This window comes from Sphingobacterium corticibacterium (assembly GCF_004208525.1).
Classification (GTDB): Bacteria; Bacteroidota; Bacteroidia; order Sphingobacteriales; family Sphingobacteriaceae; genus Sphingobacterium; species Sphingobacterium corticibacterium.
The window spans coordinates 1,933,023-1,950,328 of sequence record NZ_SGIT01000001.1; the positions used below are offsets into that span (position 1 = coordinate 1,933,023).

Annotated in this window: 17 protein-coding genes; 8 read left to right on the forward strand and 9 right to left on the reverse strand. The window is 41.3% G+C overall.

Annotated elements, in window-relative coordinates; all coding sequences use genetic code 11:
* The first annotated feature begins 16 nt into the window (after positions 1-16).
* Complete coding sequence (locus EWE74_RS08370; RefSeq protein ID WP_130141010.1) at positions 17-550, forward strand: hypothetical protein; 534 nt, start codon at positions 17-19, stop codon at positions 548-550.
* Here EWE74_RS08370 and tamL read toward each other — a convergent pair.
* A complete protein-coding gene (gene tamL / locus EWE74_RS08375) occupies positions 547-2,898 on the reverse strand; it encodes a translocation and assembly module lipoprotein TamL (RefSeq protein ID WP_130141011.1) in 2,352 nt (783 codons plus the stop codon). The genes EWE74_RS08370 and tamL overlap by 4 nt on opposite strands.
* Before the next feature lie 6 nt (positions 2,899-2,904).
* Between tamL and EWE74_RS08380 the strand changes: the two genes are divergently transcribed.
* Genes EWE74_RS08380 through EWE74_RS08390 form a run of 3 tightly spaced genes read left to right on the forward strand, consistent with a single transcriptional unit; the run spans position 2,905 to position 6,131 of the window.
* On the forward strand, positions 2,905-3,660 hold the full coding sequence (locus EWE74_RS08380) for a TrmH family RNA methyltransferase (RefSeq protein WP_130141012.1): 756 nt from the start codon (positions 2,905-2,907) through the stop codon (positions 3,658-3,660).
* On the forward strand, positions 3,653-4,837 hold the full coding sequence (locus EWE74_RS08385; protein ID WP_130141013.1) for an MFS transporter: 1,185 nt from the start codon (positions 3,653-3,655) through the stop codon (positions 4,835-4,837). The genes EWE74_RS08380 and EWE74_RS08385 overlap by 8 nt, the downstream gene beginning before the upstream one ends.
* 31 nt (positions 4,838-4,868) lie before the next feature.
* A complete protein-coding gene (locus EWE74_RS08390) occupies positions 4,869-6,131 on the forward strand; it encodes an AI-2E family transporter (RefSeq protein WP_130141014.1) in 1,263 nt (420 codons plus the stop codon).
* Here EWE74_RS08390 and holA read toward each other — a convergent pair.
* Complete coding sequence (gene holA, locus EWE74_RS08395; protein ID WP_130141015.1) at positions 6,115-7,125, reverse strand: DNA polymerase III subunit delta; 1,011 nt, start codon at positions 7,123-7,125, stop codon at positions 6,115-6,117. The genes EWE74_RS08390 and holA overlap by 17 nt on opposite strands.
* 39 nt (positions 7,126-7,164) lie before the next feature.
* Here holA and EWE74_RS08400 point away from each other — a divergent pair, with 39 nt between their 5' ends.
* The 4 genes from EWE74_RS08400 to EWE74_RS08415 all read left to right on the forward strand — a co-directional run bounded on the left by EWE74_RS08400 (position 7,165) and on the right by EWE74_RS08415 (position 10,582).
* The gene (locus tag EWE74_RS08400; protein WP_130141016.1) at positions 7,165-7,632 is read left to right on the forward strand and encodes a type I restriction enzyme HsdR N-terminal domain-containing protein; all 468 of its coding nucleotides are present in this window, start codon (positions 7,165-7,167) and stop codon (positions 7,630-7,632) included.
* Positions 7,633-7,691: 59 nt separating this feature from the next.
* Positions 7,692-8,390 (forward strand): ATP-dependent Clp endopeptidase proteolytic subunit ClpP, encoded by a 699-nt coding sequence (gene clpP, locus EWE74_RS08405; protein ID WP_130141017.1) that lies wholly within the window; start codon positions 7,692-7,694, stop codon positions 8,388-8,390.
* Between the two features lie 10 nt (positions 8,391-8,400).
* A complete protein-coding gene (gene clpX / locus EWE74_RS08410; protein ID WP_130141018.1) occupies positions 8,401-9,651 on the forward strand; it encodes an ATP-dependent Clp protease ATP-binding subunit ClpX in 1,251 nt (416 codons plus the stop codon).
* 112 nt (positions 9,652-9,763) lie between these two features.
* Complete coding sequence (locus tag EWE74_RS08415) at positions 9,764-10,582, forward strand: AMP nucleosidase (protein ID WP_130141019.1); 819 nt, start codon at positions 9,764-9,766, stop codon at positions 10,580-10,582.
* Positions 10,583-10,590: 8 nt separating this feature from the next.
* Here EWE74_RS08415 and EWE74_RS08420 read toward each other — a convergent pair whose 3' ends face one another.
* From EWE74_RS08420 to EWE74_RS08450, 7 genes are all read right to left on the reverse strand, one after another.
* Positions 10,591-10,890: an FtsB family cell division protein gene (locus EWE74_RS08420; protein ID WP_130141020.1), complete on the reverse strand. Its 300-nt coding sequence runs from the start codon at positions 10,888-10,890 to the stop codon at positions 10,591-10,593.
* Positions 10,891-10,977: 87 nt separating this feature from the next.
* Positions 10,978-12,273, reverse strand: a complete 1,296-nt coding sequence (gene eno / locus EWE74_RS08425) for a phosphopyruvate hydratase (protein ID WP_130141021.1) — start codon at positions 12,271-12,273, stop codon at positions 10,978-10,980.
* Between the two features lie 105 nt (positions 12,274-12,378).
* A complete protein-coding gene (carA, locus tag EWE74_RS08430) occupies positions 12,379-13,479 on the reverse strand; it encodes a glutamine-hydrolyzing carbamoyl-phosphate synthase small subunit (RefSeq protein WP_130141022.1) in 1,101 nt (366 codons plus the stop codon).
* Between the two features lie 213 nt (positions 13,480-13,692).
* Positions 13,693-13,893 carry a YwbE family protein gene (locus EWE74_RS08435; protein WP_130141023.1) on the reverse strand — a complete coding sequence of 67 codons (201 nt, stop codon included), beginning with the start codon at positions 13,891-13,893 and terminating at the stop codon, positions 13,693-13,695.
* 12 nt (positions 13,894-13,905) lie between these two features.
* Positions 13,906-15,225, reverse strand: coding sequence for an RIP metalloprotease RseP (gene rseP / locus EWE74_RS08440; protein WP_130141024.1), 1,320 nt, complete (start codon positions 15,223-15,225; stop codon positions 13,906-13,908).
* Positions 15,226-15,249: 24 nt separating this feature from the next.
* A complete protein-coding gene (dxr, locus tag EWE74_RS08445) occupies positions 15,250-16,404 on the reverse strand; it encodes a 1-deoxy-D-xylulose-5-phosphate reductoisomerase (protein ID WP_130141025.1) in 1,155 nt (384 codons plus the stop codon).
* Positions 16,405-16,413: 9 nt separating this feature from the next.
* Complete coding sequence (locus EWE74_RS08450; protein ID WP_130141026.1) at positions 16,414-17,157, reverse strand: hypothetical protein; 744 nt, start codon at positions 17,155-17,157, stop codon at positions 16,414-16,416.
* Between the last annotated feature and the right edge of the window lie 149 nt (positions 17,158-17,306).

The following is a 17,306-nucleotide window of genomic DNA, read 5'->3' on the forward strand; positions in this document are numbered from 1 at the left end:
GAGATTTTAATCTAACGTGAAGTACATCACCTGCATACTGGCTTTTATTTTTTTTTCCGTTGCATCAGCGCAGGCGCAACCGCAACGCATCGATAATTTTATCGTTAAGGAAAATCTTACGCAAAATAGCAAGCTTGCCATCATCGCATTGGATAGTGCGGAGCAGCCTTTAGAAAGAATCAACGGGACGTTTGTTTTTAATCTAAATGGTTTCCAACAAAACCTCCAATTTCACGATGGAGTTGCAGTTGTACAACAGCCGGTAGAATCCTCTACATTTGTTTTCTTCAAACACAAAAATCAGGAAAATACAGTCAGCAAGCTATACTACATCCATAAGAAAGATAAGGAACTGAAGCCATTTAAAATTAACGGTTTGCTACTATTACTTATTCCACTGGCCATCCTACTGATAGCTTACCTATTTAGACGGTTTCTCGTGACCTTTGTCATCATAGCCATCGTATACGCCTATTTCCACTTTGCTAAAGGACTTGATCTTTCTACAATTATGGAAAGTATACTGGATGCGCTGAAAAGCTTGATCTAGAATGGCAACCCCACACTAAAATTATATTGGATAAAATTATAACGATCGGGGCGATGGGTTTCATAAAAATTCCGTTTAAACTCCCGGCTATTAAAGAACTCCTTAATGACCCACTGCTCGCCTTTGGCAAATTGCGGATCCTTTACTTTCAACCCGGCATCCAGTCGGATAATAAAATAATCCATATCCAACCGCAGCCCAAATCCTGTACCGAGCGCTATCTGCGAAAGAAATTCATTAGCTTTGAAGGTACCATTGGTCGTAATCTCGTTATCTCTGAGCAACCAGATATTTCCGGCATCAAGAAACGTTGCACCGTTCAGCTTTGCGCCCATAAAATTATTCAATATCCGGAATCTATACTCGGCATTCGCTTCTAGTTTAAGTTCACCCAGTTGATCGAGGTTTCGCAAATTTAGCCTTAACGCTTCTGGTAAGCCTGCCCGATTATAGCTACCCGGCCCTAATGTACGTGCTTGCCAAGCCCGGATTCCGTTCATGCCTCCTCCAAAGAAACTTTTTTCAAAGATCAATAAACGAGAATTGTTGCCATAAGGAACAGCAACTCCGCCATTAAATCGTAGTACAAATTGTTTGTTTCCCCCCAAATGACGATACCATCGGTAGTCAACTTCTGTTTTCGCAAACTGCAGATAAGGTACCCCAAACAACAAACGCTCCCCTTCCGGTGACCTTTCCAACTTCAATACATCACTTAACAAGTCTAATACGTTTCCGCTGCTTTCCAATCCGATACGGAAATAGTTGAAATTTTCTCTAGTCAACAGTTTCGCAGCATTGTAGGTATAGTTATATTGCGCACTTAAACCAAAATACTCCCGATTATTGCTTCTAACGTATAATAAATACCCTTCATCTTCCAATTGCCGTTGAAAGGCATCGTCTAATCTTCCCACCCGATACTCCACAGACACGGGGGTTAAACTATGTTGCGAACGGGGGCTCGTATACCATATATAATTTAACGAGTTGGTAAAATATCTATTGGAATAAGTTTGATCCTGTTGAAAAAATTGCAATGTACTGGAAAAGGTCGTTCGTGGCAGCCCATAGGTTCCCGTGCTGGAATTTTCAAAAGGCGTCATCAAACGTGGAATAATAAGGTTGACACCTACCTGAAAATCGTTATTAAAAATCTTATTCGCTAAGTTCCCTTCCAAACGGGGATCAAATAACACCCCGTATCGCATCTTTACTTCCAGTTGTTCCGCGCCGCCAAATACATTGCGATGCGAAAATGTATTTCCCACATTAAAACCACTCATCCCGGAACTAAACGTAAACTCTCCTTCCACTTGGTTAGCCATAACCGGACGAGGCGTCAGTTCATAAAACGTATTCAAACGGTCGCTCCCCGTTTTTTGATGGTTGATCTTCACATTTCTAAAACCATTCATTTCATAAAGACGGTCATAAGACTGATTCTCTTTTTTGAGATTATAACGCATGCCCGGTCTTAAATACATATATCGGGACAAAGGCTTTAGCCGAAAGCGCCCGGTTTCGTCATTATAGGAAATATGTAGATTGGTGTCTACTGCCGAATGTGGCATCCGAGTCCCGACCTGTCCGTATGGCAATATAATGCGTACAAACACACTGTCGATGTGATAAACGGTATGCCCTGTGCTATCCGTTGGATCCTGGATTTCTACGTGAAGATCAGCCTGTTTCGCCACCACATTCGTGTCAATACCTACACGCATATATTGTCGAAGATAATCGTAGTATCCGCGTTCTTTCAGCTTTTCATAAAGTTGTTCCCGTTCCTGAAGCAAATCCGCACTATCAAACTGCTTTCCTGTTTTAGCCAGTGACTTTGATCTTACCTCCCGTGCATATATCTCCTCAATCACCGGATCGTCAGCACGATAGTGGATGGCACCAAACCGAAATGGCTGTCCTAACGCAACGTTAAAATCAATATGGGCTTTCTTTTTTTTCACATGCACTTGCGGTATCACGAATGCACTAAAATAGCCTTTCGTTTGGAGATAGCGATTAATCTGTTGTGCAGAAAGCTCCACCAAGGACGAATCAAGCACATGGGGCGGTTCGCCCACATTCCGCCTATTTTCCAATTTATATCGTCCTCCTCGGGTATTGAACAAATTGTATATGGTGAGATTTAGTCTCGAATTCGGCTTAATTTCATTCGATATATACGCTGTTGCACTTTCTTTTATCTCCGGGGGAACGCCCGTGACATCCACATCCGTCACCAATGCCTGCCCCTCTTCTAAGTATCTTGCCGAACGACAGGATGCAAAAAATAGCAACAAAAGCATTATACTTGCACAAACAAAAAAACGGTACTTCTTAATCATTAAGCAATGTTATCAAAAGCGCAAATTAGTTTAATTACGTCATTGCAACATAAAAAGTTTCGCAAACAGCATGGACTTTTTATTGTCGAGGGTGTGAAGTCAGTACTCGAATTTCTCTCTTCTGATTACCAAGTTCACAGCTTATACACCACGGCGGAAGCTCGAACAAAAATGGGTAATTTACCGCAAAAATTAAAATGTATAACGATTACCACCGCGGAAATTCAAAAAATTTCCGTTTTGACCAATCCACAAGGGGTACTGGCGCTCGTTCATCTTCCGACAGTAGAAAGCTTCGACTGGGCTCTTTTACGACAACAGCACAATTTATTGCTGGATGACATACAAGATCCGGGAAATTTAGGAACCATCATTCGAACAGCGGAGTGGTTCGGCATTAACCATATTGTTTGTTCTATGGGTACTGTTGATGCTTTCAATCCTAAAGTTGTACAAGCAACAATGGGTTCGTTGGCTCGTGTTAAAATTTCTTATACACCTTTGGCAGGTTTCATCGATCAATCCGAAATGCCTACTTTTGGCGCGTTGCTTGAAGGAAAATCCATCTATAAAACCGACTTTGGAAATGCCGGACTGATCATCATGGGAAATGAAGGAAATGGCATCAGCGATGAAATTGTAGAGAAAATAGATCATCCGATTACCATTCCACGTATTGGACAGGCAGAATCACTAAATGTAGCCGTTGCCTCCACGATTTTCTGTTCTGAAATCGCAAGACAAAAATCGGAGCATGGATAAGCAGGCGGACAACACCAGGTCGATATATACGTTACCTTTTATTTTATTGTGTCTGAGCTCGCTTCTGTTTTGTGCAAGCTTCAACATGATTATCCCCGAATTGCCGAACTATCTTAGCCAGATGGGCGGTGCAGAACACAAGGGATTGATTATTGCGCTTTTTACATTAACAGCCGGCATATCACGTCCTTTCAGTGGTAAACTGACAGACCGTTGGGGACGCGTACCGGTAATGGCCATCGGTTCTATGGTGTGTTTTGTCTGTGGCTTCCTCTATCCTATTCTCAGTTCGGTAGCCGGCTTTTTCTTTCTCCGGCTTATCCACGGTTTTTCGACAGGCTTCAAGCCTACTGCAACGGCGGCCTACATCGCAGACATCATTCCACAAAACCGGTGGGGCGAAGCCTTGGGCATGCATGGACTTGCGTTCGCAATTGGCAGTGCCATTGGTCCTGCTATCGGCAGCTACATCGCTAAAGATCAGGGTATCGATGCGATGTTTTATTGCTCATCCGCTTTTGCACTGTTGTCCATTCTCATCGTCATACGTATGGGAGAAACATTGCCTGACAAACGAAAATTCTCTTGGAGCATGCTTCGGATCAATCGACGGGAAATCATTGAATGGCGAGCCATTCCCGCCGGTGTCGTGACACTGCTCTCTTATTCCGGATACGGTGTTATTCTCACATTGATACCAGATTGGAGCGACCATTTAGGTATCAGCAACAAAGGATTATTTTTTACGGCCTACACCTTAGCCTCTATTGGTATTCGCTTTATCTCCGGCAAAGTGTCAGATCGTTATGGCCGAATACGTGTGATGTATGTCGGGATTGTTATTATTTCTATTTCATTGTTGCTCCTCGGCTTAGGCAGCTCTGTAAATGGTTTAATTCTAGGTGCTATTGTGTATGGCATAGGGGGCGGTATTCTCTCACCAGCTGTCAATGCCTGGACCATAGACCTCAGCTTGCCGCAACACCGGGGAAAAGCGATGGCTACGATGTACATTGCTTTAGAAATAGGTATCGGTGGAGGCGCACTGCTAGCCGGATATATTTATCATGATGAGATTAGCAAAATTCCCATTATATTTATACTCAATAGTGTTATTATATTTTTAGCTTTTTTTTATGTGCTGCATTGGGATATAAAAAACAAAAGAAGAACTTAATCGTTTTCACTTACAATTAAGAAGCCGTAACATGGACAATAATTCAAAAAAATACCCCTATTCGCTCGACTTAGCATCGAGCCTGATCGCTATGGCACTTTTGCTGGCTTTCATGTACGTGACGCAAAGTGTCCTCGTGCCTTTGCTGTTTTCTATTCTGATATCGATTTCCTTGTTCCCACTAGCCCGTTTCTTTGAACGTCTTCGCTTGGGCAAAGCGTTTGCCGCTATACTTTCCGTACTTATCGCTATCGCGATCATTTGGGCAATTGGTTGGTTTATCGTCCATCAAAGTATTATTATCGGTAAAGATGCCTCTGCTATAACCGCGAAGGTCGTCTCGGTACTAGAACGTGCACAAGCTTGGGTTGAACAAAGTTTCGGCATTGAGCGCAGCGAGATTATGAATCAACTGCGGGACCAAGGGAATAAGATGGCTTCCAACGCGGGCAGCGTAGTTACGGCGACCTTCGGGTCAATTGGTAACATGGTTGCGGGCGTTGTTTTGGTACCGTTGTTTAGTTTTTTTCTATTGTACTATCGCGTTTTTTTTCGAGAATTCTTTTTTAGGGCATTCAAAAGTGTTCCGCACACTAAGGTGGACACTACACTGAACAAAATATATGATGTCGTACAAAGTTACCTGTTAGGGTTGATAACGGTGATGGGTATTGTGGCTGTGCTGAATACCGTTGGGTTGATGGTTATGGGAATCGAGTACGCTTGGTTTTTTGGCACGCTAGCCTCATTGTTGATGCTTCTTCCTTATATCGGAATTGCCATCGGCTCTATTTTACCAGCCTTGTTTGCTTTAGCTGTAAAAGACAGTGCTTGGTATGCTATCGGGGTTGTCGCCTGGTTTCAAGTTGTACAGTTTTTGGAAGGAAACATTATCACACCTAATATTGTAGGTAGTAAAGTTAGCATCAATCCGCTCATGGCGATTATCGCTATCCTTTTAGGGGGTATGTTATTCGGACTCTCCGGTTTAATACTCGCGCTGCCGTTAACGGCCACTATTAAAGTCCTTTTCGACGCTATTCCGTCTATGGAAGCCTTTGGCTTCCTCATTGGCGAACCCGAAAAAGAACACCTCAAAAGAAACTCGACACAGATTTTACTCATGAAATGGGGAGTTGTCAGAAAACCTAAGAGTTCGAAAAAGGTAGCGGTCGAAATGGAAGTTGACACCGAGACCGTCCCGGAGACTATTACGATGAAATACAAGGAAATCCATGAATCGGAAGAGCTACCGAAAGATGACGACGATGTTGACGCTAATGCAAAATCTTAAATACCAGCTCGCGGATAATTTCTCCATTTTCGGTAAAAGGCCCTATATCGAGACCTTTTGTTTTTAAGTCATACGTACTTAAATAATGGATGACTTCAAACGTCTTTTTCCGATTGAAGTTTCGTGCAGCCATCTCATATTCCTTTAAAAAGAAGGTATGTACACCAAGTTGTTTTGCAGCAACCTGCGGAGATTTGTCGGGTAGATAGTGATATTTTAGAATCTTTGTAAAATAATTACCCAAATTACCGATAACGACCGGTAATGGATTCGATTTCGGATTTGCCGCGAAATAGTCGACAATTTGCATCGCTTTCACCACATTGCGCCTAGCTAGAGCGGATTGCAGTTCGAAGACATTAAAATCTTTACTGATGCCTATATTCTGTTCGATATGTAAGGGTTGGATCTCTTGCTCTTGCGGAACGTTTAAAATCAGCTTATTGATTTCATTGGCGATTTTAGACAAATCCGTCCCCAGGTATTCGGTCATCATAGCAGCTGCTTGCGGATGAATTTGCCGTTGAACGCTGTGAAATTGCGCTGTAACCCACTCCCCTATCTTGTTCTCATAAAGCTTAGCGGATTCGAGGACGATGCCGCTTTTTTCAAAAGCCTTGTAGATTTTCTTCCGTTTATCGAATTTACTATACTTGTATGCAAATACCAATATGGTAGTAGGTGTTAGATTTTCAAGGTATTTGAGTAATAATTCTTCTTCGGTTTTCCATTTTAGGTCCTGCGCCTCTTTGATAATAATCAACTGATGATCACTCATCATCGGATAACGCTTTGCCGCATTGACGATATTCACCATGCTGGTATCTTTTCCATACAAGATGGTTTGATCGAAACCTTTTTGGGCATCATTCAGTACCTGTTCTTCCAACGCATCGCTTATCAAATCAATATAATAAGATTCGTCTCCATGAAGGAGGTATACGGGACTGTATTTTCTTTTTTTTATATCGGAGAGGATTGTATTTGCATTCATACCTTGCGAAAATACGGTTTTAAATTTTTACTTTTGTGTATGTTTGAGCCGATTCCGTTGAATTTACCCCCATATTCTTCTAAAATAACACAAAAGCTAGACAAGCTGTTTATTTTTGACGAGCTGCGAAAAAAGGATTTGGTACTCACACCGGAGGAATGGGTAAGGCAGCATTGGGTACATTATCTCCATAAACACAAAGGCTACCCAAAATCGTTGATGCATATCGAAGGAGGACTGAAATTGAATACGTTGCGAAAACGAAGTGATTTGCTGGTGTTTAACAACAGCGGAAAAAAAATACTTTTGGCAGAGTTTAAATCGCCTACTGTCAAAATTACCGAAAAAGTGTTCCAGCAAATTGCCAACTACAACAGTGTCCATAAAATACCGTTACTCGTGGTTAGCAATGGCTTAAACCACTATTATTGCCGTATACATTTCGAAGAAAATCGGTTCGAGTTTTTATCCGAACTGCCAAATTACAATTCGGTTCTAAATTTGTAACACATATTGAAATTATAATTTTATATTAGTCTTTGGAAAATAGAAAAAAACAGAACAGCATGAATATAGATAAAAACGAATTTAGAAAATATGCTATCAAGCATCATCGTATCGGAAGTCAACATGTAGATGGTTTTATTTCTCGTGTACAACAAAACATGCCAACAAACCTCACCCCTTACATCATTGAGGAGCGCCAGTTAAATGTTGCACAGATGGATGTATTTTCACGCTTGATGATGGACCGTATTATTTTTCTAGGGGATGCAATCAATGACCAAGTGGCGAATATCGTACAAGCACAGTTGTTGTTTTTACAGTCTACCGATGCCCAACGCGATATTCAAATCTATATTAACTCGCCTGGCGGAAGCGTATACGCTGGATTAGGTATTTATGACACCATGCAATATATTGCACCGGATGTTGCTACGATCTGTACCGGAATGGCGGCTTCCATGGGCGCTGTATTGCTAGTTGCCGGCGCGAAAGGTAAACGTGCGGCTTTAAAACACGCACGTGTCATGATTCACCAACCATCTGGTGGTGCACAGGGTGTGGCGTCCGATATGGAGATCAATCTGCGCGAAATGTTGAAATTAAAAGAAGAATTATACACCATCATTTCCGAACATTCAGGTCAATCCTACGAGTGGGTAGAAAAGTCATCCGATCGTGATTATTGGATGAAAGCATTGGAAGCGAAAGAGTTTGGTATGATTGATGAGGTATTATTACCCAAAAAAGAAGTTAAATAACAATTAATCAATGAGTAAGATTAATAATAGAGACGTCCGTTGCTCCTTTTGCGGCATCAGTAAAAATGATGCCCAGATGCTTATTGCGGGTGATGGGGCTCATATTTGTGATCGCTGCGTGACACAGGCCGGTGAGATTTTGGCCGAAGAGCTGAAACAACGAAAAAGCAAATCGTTGCAAACAACCTTAAAATTAGTCCGTCCAACAGAGATAAAGCAACATCTTGACCAATATGTAATCGGTCAGGACGATGCTAAAAAAGTGATTTCCGTAGCGGTATATAACCATTATAAACGGTTGAACCAAAAGGTAGATAAAGATGAGATTGAAATCGAAAAATCAAATCTTATTATCGTGGGAGAAACTGGAACAGGAAAAACCTTGTTGGCAAAAACTGTTGCAAAGATATTAAACGTTCCTTTCTGTATTGTGGATGCTACTGTTTTGACAGAAGCGGGTTACGTAGGGGAGGATGTGGAAAGTATTTTAACCCGCTTATTGCAAGCTGCGGATTACGATGTTGCGGCGGCTGAAAGAGGTATCATCTATATCGATGAGATCGATAAAATCGCCCGGAAGAGTGACAATCCTTCCATTACAAGAGATGTATCAGGCGAGGGTGTACAACAAGCGTTATTGAAAATTCTAGAGGGTACAAACGTAAATGTACCACCACAAGGGGGTCGTAAACACCCCGACCAGAAAATGATTTCCGTGAATACCAGCAATATTCTCTTCCTGTGTGGAGGAGCATTCGACGGCATTCAAAAGAAGATAGCCAATCGCTTGCGCACACAAACAGTTGGCTATAAAATGAAGGAGGAAGAACAGGATGTGGACCTTAACAATCTGTATAAATATATTACGCCACTAGACTTAAAGAACTTCGGACTTATTCCGGAACTAATTGGTCGTTTGCCCGTATTAACGTATTTGAATCCGTTGGATAAAGAGACCTTATTAAGTATCCTAACAGAGCCCAAAAATTCCTTGATCAAGCAATATGTAAAGTTATTCCAGTACGAAGATATTGAATTGGTGTTTGATAAAGATGTTTATGATTTTATTGTAGACAAAGCATGGGAATTCAAATTAGGTGCCCGGGGCTTACGTAGTATTTGTGAGGCCATCATGCTTGATGCCATGTTTGAACTACCGACAAGTAAAGAGGAGGATAATGCAAAAGTCTTGCATATAACGCTAGATTATGCGAAGCAGAAGTTTGCAAAATCAGACATAAAAAAATTGCATGTCGCTTAAAATACAATCTGCATGCAGGGGCGTCCAGCATTTATTTTAATGAAAAATCCCTCAACAATGTTGGGGGATTTTTGTATTTTGAAACCATTGTTTTACTAATCAAAAAGTGCTTATGACGAAGAAGAAGAAAACAGTAGAGACGCCGGTTACACCCGGATTAAGTACGAAAGAGGATATTGTGACGAATTGGTTGCCCCGCTATACGGGATGCCCACTGGAAGAATTTGAGCCGTACGTATTGTTGACGAATTTTTCAAAATACGTCAAAATGTTTTCCGAGATGCACGACAATGCGCCTATCTACGGCGAGGATAAAGCCATGCAAGCCTGTACGGCAGGTGGCATAACCATGATCAATTTCGGCATGGGAAGCCCGATGGCAGCGACAGCGATGGATCTTCTATCTGCCATTGCTCCGCAAGCCGTTTTGTTCTTGGGCAAAACAGGTGGATTAAAAAAGAAAATTCCTGTTGGAGAACTTATTTTACCTATCGCCGCGGTGAGGGGTGAAGGTACATCCAATGACTATTTCCCGCCTGAAGTTCCGTCACTCCCCGCCTTTGCTTTACAAAAAGCAATTTCGACAACAATCCGGGATTACTCGTTGGATTATTGGACAGGTACGGTTTATACGACCAATAGGCGCGTGTGGGAACACGATAAAGCATTTAAAAAATACCTGAAGAGCATACGGGCAATGGCCGTTGACATGGAAACAGCTACCATATTTAGTGTGGGGTTCGCCAATAAAATTCCAACCGGGGCTCTCCTACTAGTTTCCGATCAGCCTATGGTACCGGATGGTGTAAAAACGGCGGAAAGTGATCTAACGGTAACGGAGAAATATGTGGAAACCCATTTAAAAATCGGAATAGACGCTTTAAAGCAGCTCATCAATAATGGGTTAACCGTTAAACATTTGAAGTTTTAGGTTTAAGTTTATTGTTTCGGTTCAACATGCTGGATGACGTAAATATCTTCGTTATCCTTTTTCATTTTGTAACGTTCTCTGGCAATACGTTGAATTTCACGAGGACTGTACTGTACATCTTCTATGGCTTGCTCTATCCGGGTAATTTCAGATTCGTAGAATTCTCTTTCGCGTTCTAATTTATTTTTTTCTTGTTGATAGGCAAATTGTGTGCTGAAATCGTATCGATCAAAAAAACACATCCAAATAAAAAACGCTACACCTGCGATAAGGTATTTATTCTGAATCAAAGCAAGGAACCGCTTCATAAAGGCAAAGTTTAAAAATCCTGCCATAAAGATAACACAAATTAGGTAATAAAAACAAGGGGAAGCTTTTACTTCCCCTTGTTTTTATTATTTGATTGCGTATCTAAAGCTCTTACCGATAAAACGTGCGTTATCGCCTAATTCTTCTTCAATGCGCAATAACTGATTGTATTTCGCCATACGGTCAGAACGCGATGCTGAACCCGTTTTAATCTGTCCACAATTCAATGCGACAGCTAGATCGGCAATAGTAGAATCTTCTGTTTCTCCTGAACGGTGAGACATCACCGAAGTGTAATCAGAGTTTTGTGCCAACGAAACAGCATTGATGGTTTCCGTTAACGAACCAATTTGATTAACTTTTACCAAAATAGAATTTGCGGTATGGTTATCAATACCTTGTTGCAGACGTTTGGTATTCGTTACAAATAAATCGTCACCAACTAGTTGTACGCGGCTACCAATTTTATCGGTTAACAATTTCCAGCCTGCCCAGTCGTCTTCCTGCATACCATCTTCGATAGAGATGATCGGGTATTTTTGTGTTAATTCTTCTAAATAAGCGGCTTGTTCTTCTGAAGTCCGAACGGCACCGTTTGCGCCTTCAAATTTCGTGTAGTCGTATTTTCCATCTACATAAAACTCTGAAGAAGCACAGTCTAACGCTAAGCAAATATCAGTACCAGGTTTATAACCCGCTGTTTCGATTGCTTTTAAGATCGTTTCAATAGCATCTTCCGTACCATCAAATGTCGGTGCGAATCCACCTTCATCTCCGACCGCTGTAGAAAGATTACGATCATGTAAAATCTTCTTTAAGCTATGAAAAACCTCTGTTCCCCAACGTAGCGCTTCTGAGAAGGAAGGTGCACCAACAGGCATCACCATAAATTCTTGAAAAGCGATGGGTGCATCCGAATGAGAGCCACCGTTAACTATATTCATCATCGGAATAGGCAATGTATTCGCGTTTACACCTCCAATATAACGATATAATGGTTGGTGAGATTCTTGTGCAGCTGCTTTAGCAACCGCCAACGACACACCGAGTATAGCGTTAGCACCCAAATTACCTTTATTCTCTAACCCATCTAAGTCGATCATGATCTTGTCAATAGTATTCTGCTCGAACACATCAACACCTTTAAGTGCATCGGCGATTTTTGTATTTACATTTTCTACCGCTTTCAAAACACCTTTACCTAGATATCTTGTTTTATCTCCATCACGCAATTCAACGGCTTCGTGCACACCTGTAGAAGCACCAGAAGGTACAGCTGCACGACCAACAAAACCATTTTGTGTAGTTACATCTACTTCAACTGTCGGGTTTCCGCGCGAATCCAGAATCTGACGCGCATGAACATCAATTATTAAACTCATTTTTTTATTGTCTTATATTAGTTTCGTTTTCAATCTTAGTGTATAAAACACACTAAAATACTATTTATAATTAGCATAGCCAAATTGTATGTATCTCTATTTGTATCATGCTTTCACCATAGCAATGAAATCATCAAACAGGTAGCGTGAGTCGTGAGGACCTGGCGATGATTCCGGGTGATACTGTACGGAGAAGGCTTTCTTTCCTTTTAATCGGATTCCCTCAATCGAATTATCATTTAAGTTGATGTGCGTCACCTCTACTTTATCTGACTTCTCCAGATCTTCCGCTACGACACTAAATCCGTGGTTTTGTGAGGTAATCTCACACCGATTTGCAATTATATTTTTTACCGGATGATTTATACCGCGATGTCCATTATGCATTTTTTCTGTACGGATTCCGTGTGCCAAGGCTAGCATCTGATGCCCCAAACATATACCAAACATCGGCTTGTCTGCGGCTACAATCTCTTTGATCGTCTCTATCGCATAATCTATTGCTGCCGGATCACCAGGACCGTTGGATATAAAATATCCGTCGGGATTCCATTCCTCCATTTCTTTAAAGGTAGTCTTGGCTGGAAATACTTTAGCATAGACTTGGCGTGCATCAAAGTTGCGTAAAATATTCTTTTTGATTCCTAAATCTAATACGGCTATACGGGTAGGAGCACCTTCTTCTCCGTAAAAATAAGGTTCTTTAGTCGATACGACAGAAGATAACTCTAAACCCTCCATAGACGGCACTTGTGCGAGCTTGGCCTTCAATTCGGCGACATCCAACGTTTCCGATGATATAATGGCATTCATCGCACCTTTGTTTCGTATGTGACGCACTAATGAACGGGTATCAATATCCGATATGCCAACTAAATTTTCTTCTTCAAAATAGGTTTGAATAGATCTGTCTGCCATCTGACGGCTATAATTGATATTATAGTTTTTGCAGACCAAACCGGCAATTTGAATTTTTTCAGATTCTGTATCGTCCTCGTCGATTCCGTAATTACCAATATGCGCATTGGTCGTTACCATGATCTGCCCGTAGTAGGATGGATCTGTAAAGATTTCCTGGTAACCGGTCGTACCTGTATTAAAACAGATCTCGCCTGTCGTTGTACCGATTTTTCCGGCTGCCTTACCGTGATAAACCGTTCCATCTTCAAGCACCAAAATGGCTGGTAGTTTACTGTAGTTGGTCATTCGCTTATTCCTCTATTTAAATATTTCCTGTAATCTTTTTCTTGTAGCTATAGACATAAAAAAAGCCCAAACGGGCTAAAAATAAATCAAATATGTAGTGAATCAATGTAAACATTGAAACTTTGCGATATTGCGACGAGACATGTTACCTGATTTTTCACGGGAGACAAAGGTAACAAATAAAACGTTCTTTCACAAATGATGAGATATAAATTATAACTCTTCCAATATCTCTTGTACCCGGCCAATCTGACCATCATCCAATCGTACCTTAATACCTCGATGATGAAAAGGTGCCGAAGTAAGCAAATCCTTTACAATACCTTCTGTCAATCTACCCGTACGTTGATCTTTTTTCAACACAATATTCACCAGCATACCCGGCTTGATATTCGCTCTTGTTTTTCCATCCATAGCTTAACGAGACTACCATTTTATAATATCATTCCCAAGGGTAAATAGCATCAGTGCAATTAAGATGAAGAAACCAACCATTTGGGCTTTCTCGAGGAAATTGTCACTTAGTGGTTTACCTTGGATCATCTCTACCAACAAAAACAATACATGTCCACCATCCAATGCAGGTATCGGGAGAAGGTTCATAAATGCCAATGCCATGGAAAGCATCCCCACTAAGCTCCAAAAGCGTAGCCAATTGACTTCCGTCCCAAACATCTTTGCGATGCCCACAGGCCCTGACAAGGCTTTATCCGCACGTACATCGCCTTTAAAAATCTTACCGAATCCCTTGATATTAACCGTAATCACTTCAAAAGCTCGCTTTGTGCCAATCGGCAAAGACTCTAAGAAACCGTATGTATGTGCAGTAACGGGTAGATCTTCCATCGTTAAGGAGACACCAACCGTGGCAGTAGAATCTACCCGACCGGCCAAACTCAATTCCTGACCATCTCGCATAACGCTGACGTTTATCGGCTTATCGACATTCTTTTTAATTTCGTCCGAAAACTGATCAAAAAACACCGTTGGGATGCCATTGACAGCCAGAATACTATCCCCTACCTGAAACTGCATACGCTCGGCCTCCGAACCTTTCTGGACTTCGCCTACACTTCTCATTTTACGGCGAGGCTGTGCAAATTCAAATGCTTTATGATCAGCGACCTTATTCAAAATATCAGTAGGCACGTTTATTTCTTGCTGTTCACCCTGTCTCTCTATTGTAAGAACGGCTCCGCCCATCATGACATCTGCTCCCAATACATCGGTATTGAAGGCTACTGCAGGTTTGCCATTGACCATTAAAACCTTATCTCCAGGCTCAATGCCTACTTCCTTACCGATAATACCCGGAACCACGCCATAAGCTAATTTGCTGTTATCAATATCGCTCTCTCCATAACTAAACGCTAACATCCAAAAAACAACGATTCCCACAATGACGTTAACAATGATCCCGCCCAACATCACAATAAGACGTTGCCACGCAGGTTTAGAACGAAACTCCCAGGGTTGGGGTTCTTGTTTCAGCTGCTCGGTATCCATGGATTCGTCAATCATACCCGCAATCTTCACGTATCCACCCAACGGTAGCCAACCAATCCCGTACTCACAGCCTTTATAATTAAACTTAAAAAGTTTGGCACCCCATGCATCAAAGAAAAGGTAAAATTTTTCTACTTTAATACCGAATGCTCTCGCAGCCAGAAAGTGTCCCAGCTCGTGCAATATTATCAAAATCGACAGGCCTAAAATAACCTGTCCAATCATTATCAATGTTCCCATTTATTAAATTAATCTTCTTATTTCTTATTTTGCTAAACTTCGTGCCACAATCCTTGTCTCCTTATCTATGGCTAACAAATCCTCCAAAGAAGGGTTTTTGACCATTTTTTGCTGACACATTGTCGCTTCAATCAAATCACTCATCCCTAAAAAAGAGATTTCATCTGCCAAGAACGCAGCCACTGCAACTTCATTCGCGGCATTCAATACACAAGGCCGATCTCCACCATCTCTCAGGGATTGATATGCGAGTTCCAAATTACGAAAAGTATCTTTATCCGCCTCCTCGAAAGTCAAAGAAGTATACTTCATGAAATCAAATCGTTCGAATGAATTTGATTGACGATACGGATAGGTCAATGCATGCTGAATCGGCAGTTTCATATCTGGCACCCCCATCTGCGCTTTCATGGAGCCGTCCTGAAACTGCACCGCCGAATGGATGATCGACTGTGGATGAACAATCACATCAATCTGCTCTACAGCCAGATTAAAAAGCCACTTTGCTTCAATCACCTCTAATCCTTTATTCATGAGAGACGCAGAATCTATGGTTATTTTAGCACCCATCACCCAGTTAGGATGTTTCAATGCCTGCTGTTTCGTAACAGTCGCCAAAAAATCACGATCTTTTCCTCTAAACGGCCCCCCGGAAGCAGTCAGGTATATTTTTTCTATCGGATTATCCTGCTCACCTACCAAACATTGAAATATAGCCGAATGTTCGGAATCTACCGGTAACATGGCAACGCCATATTGATGAACCAAATCCATCATCAAAGCACCTGCCACTACTAAAGTTTCTTTATTTGCCAGTGCAATATCTTTTCTCCGCTCTATCGCTTTAACGGTCGGACGTAGGCCCGCCGACCCCACAATGGCGTTTAGGACCATATCAATTTCCTCGAACTGCACGACTTCTTCCAAACCCTTTTCACCGGACAGCACGGTTATTCCGAAACCTTCCAGCGCACTTTTCACCTGTGTATATTTTTCTTCGCAGACAATCACGACCGCCTTTGGTCTAAACTCCTGTGCTTGAGCAATCAACAGATCAGCATTTGCACTCGCAGTCAACACCGAAACCTCCAACACCTCCGGTAATGCCCTTATTACGTCCAAAGCTTGCGTACCTACACTCCCCGTAGAACCTAATATGGCAATATTTTTCTTCTTCAAAATACCTATTTAAATTATATTCTTTAATAATTGTGGATCATCTCCTCCTTTGTAATCTTTCATCATATTATGATAAGCCGTTGCCATCACCAGACTAACCGACGGTATAATCACGAACGTATTGATCACACTAAAGATTTTCGCGATAATAAAGTAACCTAAATACTCAAATGAGACCTGAAGCATATAAGCTGTTCCGACCACAAACAGGAGTAACAACAAGTTCAGAACATTACCCTTGGTCAGCGCTATACTTAAACGACAGGCCCGAAAAAGATTATATTTTTTATCCACGATAAAATAGGGAAAAAAAGTAATGCGAAGCAATACAAACATCATAATCAAACCCGTTAGAAACGGATTAACTTCCATACTCAATGTTTCCATATCCGCTCCCAAATACAGTAACGGAAAACTCAACAAGGAGGATAGCAGATAGACGATCCCTAATAAAAAAGAATAGAGTATAAAGCCCATCAGAAAATTCACAAACTGTTTTGCCGATGGAATATAATCTTTGAAATCTGCGTGTTCAACACCTTGGGCAAGCAATAAAGCTCTTTTTATCAGTACCAATTGCGTCCCGAAAAACAACGTCACAAAAACAAAACATAACAATCCTTTCACGACACCTCCACTGGCCTCTGCCAATGTAAAGGCCAAATAGGATGATAAGCTGGATGTAATAAATAATAAAAAGCAAAGTCCTGCAATTGAAAAGTAATGGCTTTTCAAGAGACCTATTGCTTTCATAAAAACCTCGTTTGCCTTAAATGTGCTTTGCTTTAAATATTGTAACATGCTGACAAATAATTATGCAAACCTAAATAAAATGCCCTGCATTCACGAACCGAATTTTAAATGAGTTCATGCATACTTCTTGAAATAAACATAAATGCATA

Coding starts and splice junctions, on each gene's coding strand:
- EWE74_RS08415 (WP_130141019.1), top strand. CDS start 9,764: ATGACGAAGAAGAAGAAAACAGTAGAGACGCCGGTTACACCCGGATTA.
- rseP (WP_130141024.1), bottom strand. CDS start 15,225: ATGGGAACATTGATAATGATTGGACAGGTTATTTTAGGCCTGTCGATT.
- carA (WP_130141022.1), bottom strand. CDS start 13,479: ATGACCAACTACAGTAAACTACCAGCCATTTTGGTGCTTGAAGATGGA.
- clpX (WP_130141018.1), top strand. CDS start 8,401: ATGAGTAAGATTAATAATAGAGACGTCCGTTGCTCCTTTTGCGGCATC.
- EWE74_RS08390 (WP_130141014.1), top strand. CDS start 4,869: ATGGACAATAATTCAAAAAAATACCCCTATTCGCTCGACTTAGCATCG.
- EWE74_RS08420 (WP_130141020.1), bottom strand. CDS start 10,890: ATGAAGCGGTTCCTTGCTTTGATTCAGAATAAATACCTTATCGCAGGT.
- EWE74_RS08435 (WP_130141023.1), bottom strand. CDS start 13,893: ATGGATGGAAAAACAAGAGCGAATATCAAGCCGGGTATGCTGGTGAAT.
- EWE74_RS08450 (WP_130141026.1), bottom strand. CDS start 17,157: ATGAAAGCAATAGGTCTCTTGAAAAGCCATTACTTTTCAATTGCAGGA.
- tamL (WP_130141011.1), bottom strand. CDS start 2,898: ATGATTAAGAAGTACCGTTTTTTTGTTTGTGCAAGTATAATGCTTTTG.
- holA (WP_130141015.1), bottom strand. CDS start 7,125: ATGAATGCAAATACAATCCTCTCCGATATAAAAAAAAGAAAATACAGT.
- eno (WP_130141021.1), bottom strand. CDS start 12,273: ATGAGTTTAATAATTGATGTTCATGCGCGTCAGATTCTGGATTCGCGC.
- EWE74_RS08380 (WP_130141012.1), top strand. CDS start 2,905: ATGTTATCAAAAGCGCAAATTAGTTTAATTACGTCATTGCAACATAAA.
- clpP (WP_130141017.1), top strand. CDS start 7,692: ATGAATATAGATAAAAACGAATTTAGAAAATATGCTATCAAGCATCAT.
- EWE74_RS08385 (WP_130141013.1), top strand. CDS start 3,653: ATGGATAAGCAGGCGGACAACACCAGGTCGATATATACGTTACCTTTT.
- EWE74_RS08400 (WP_130141016.1), top strand. CDS start 7,165: ATGTTTGAGCCGATTCCGTTGAATTTACCCCCATATTCTTCTAAAATA.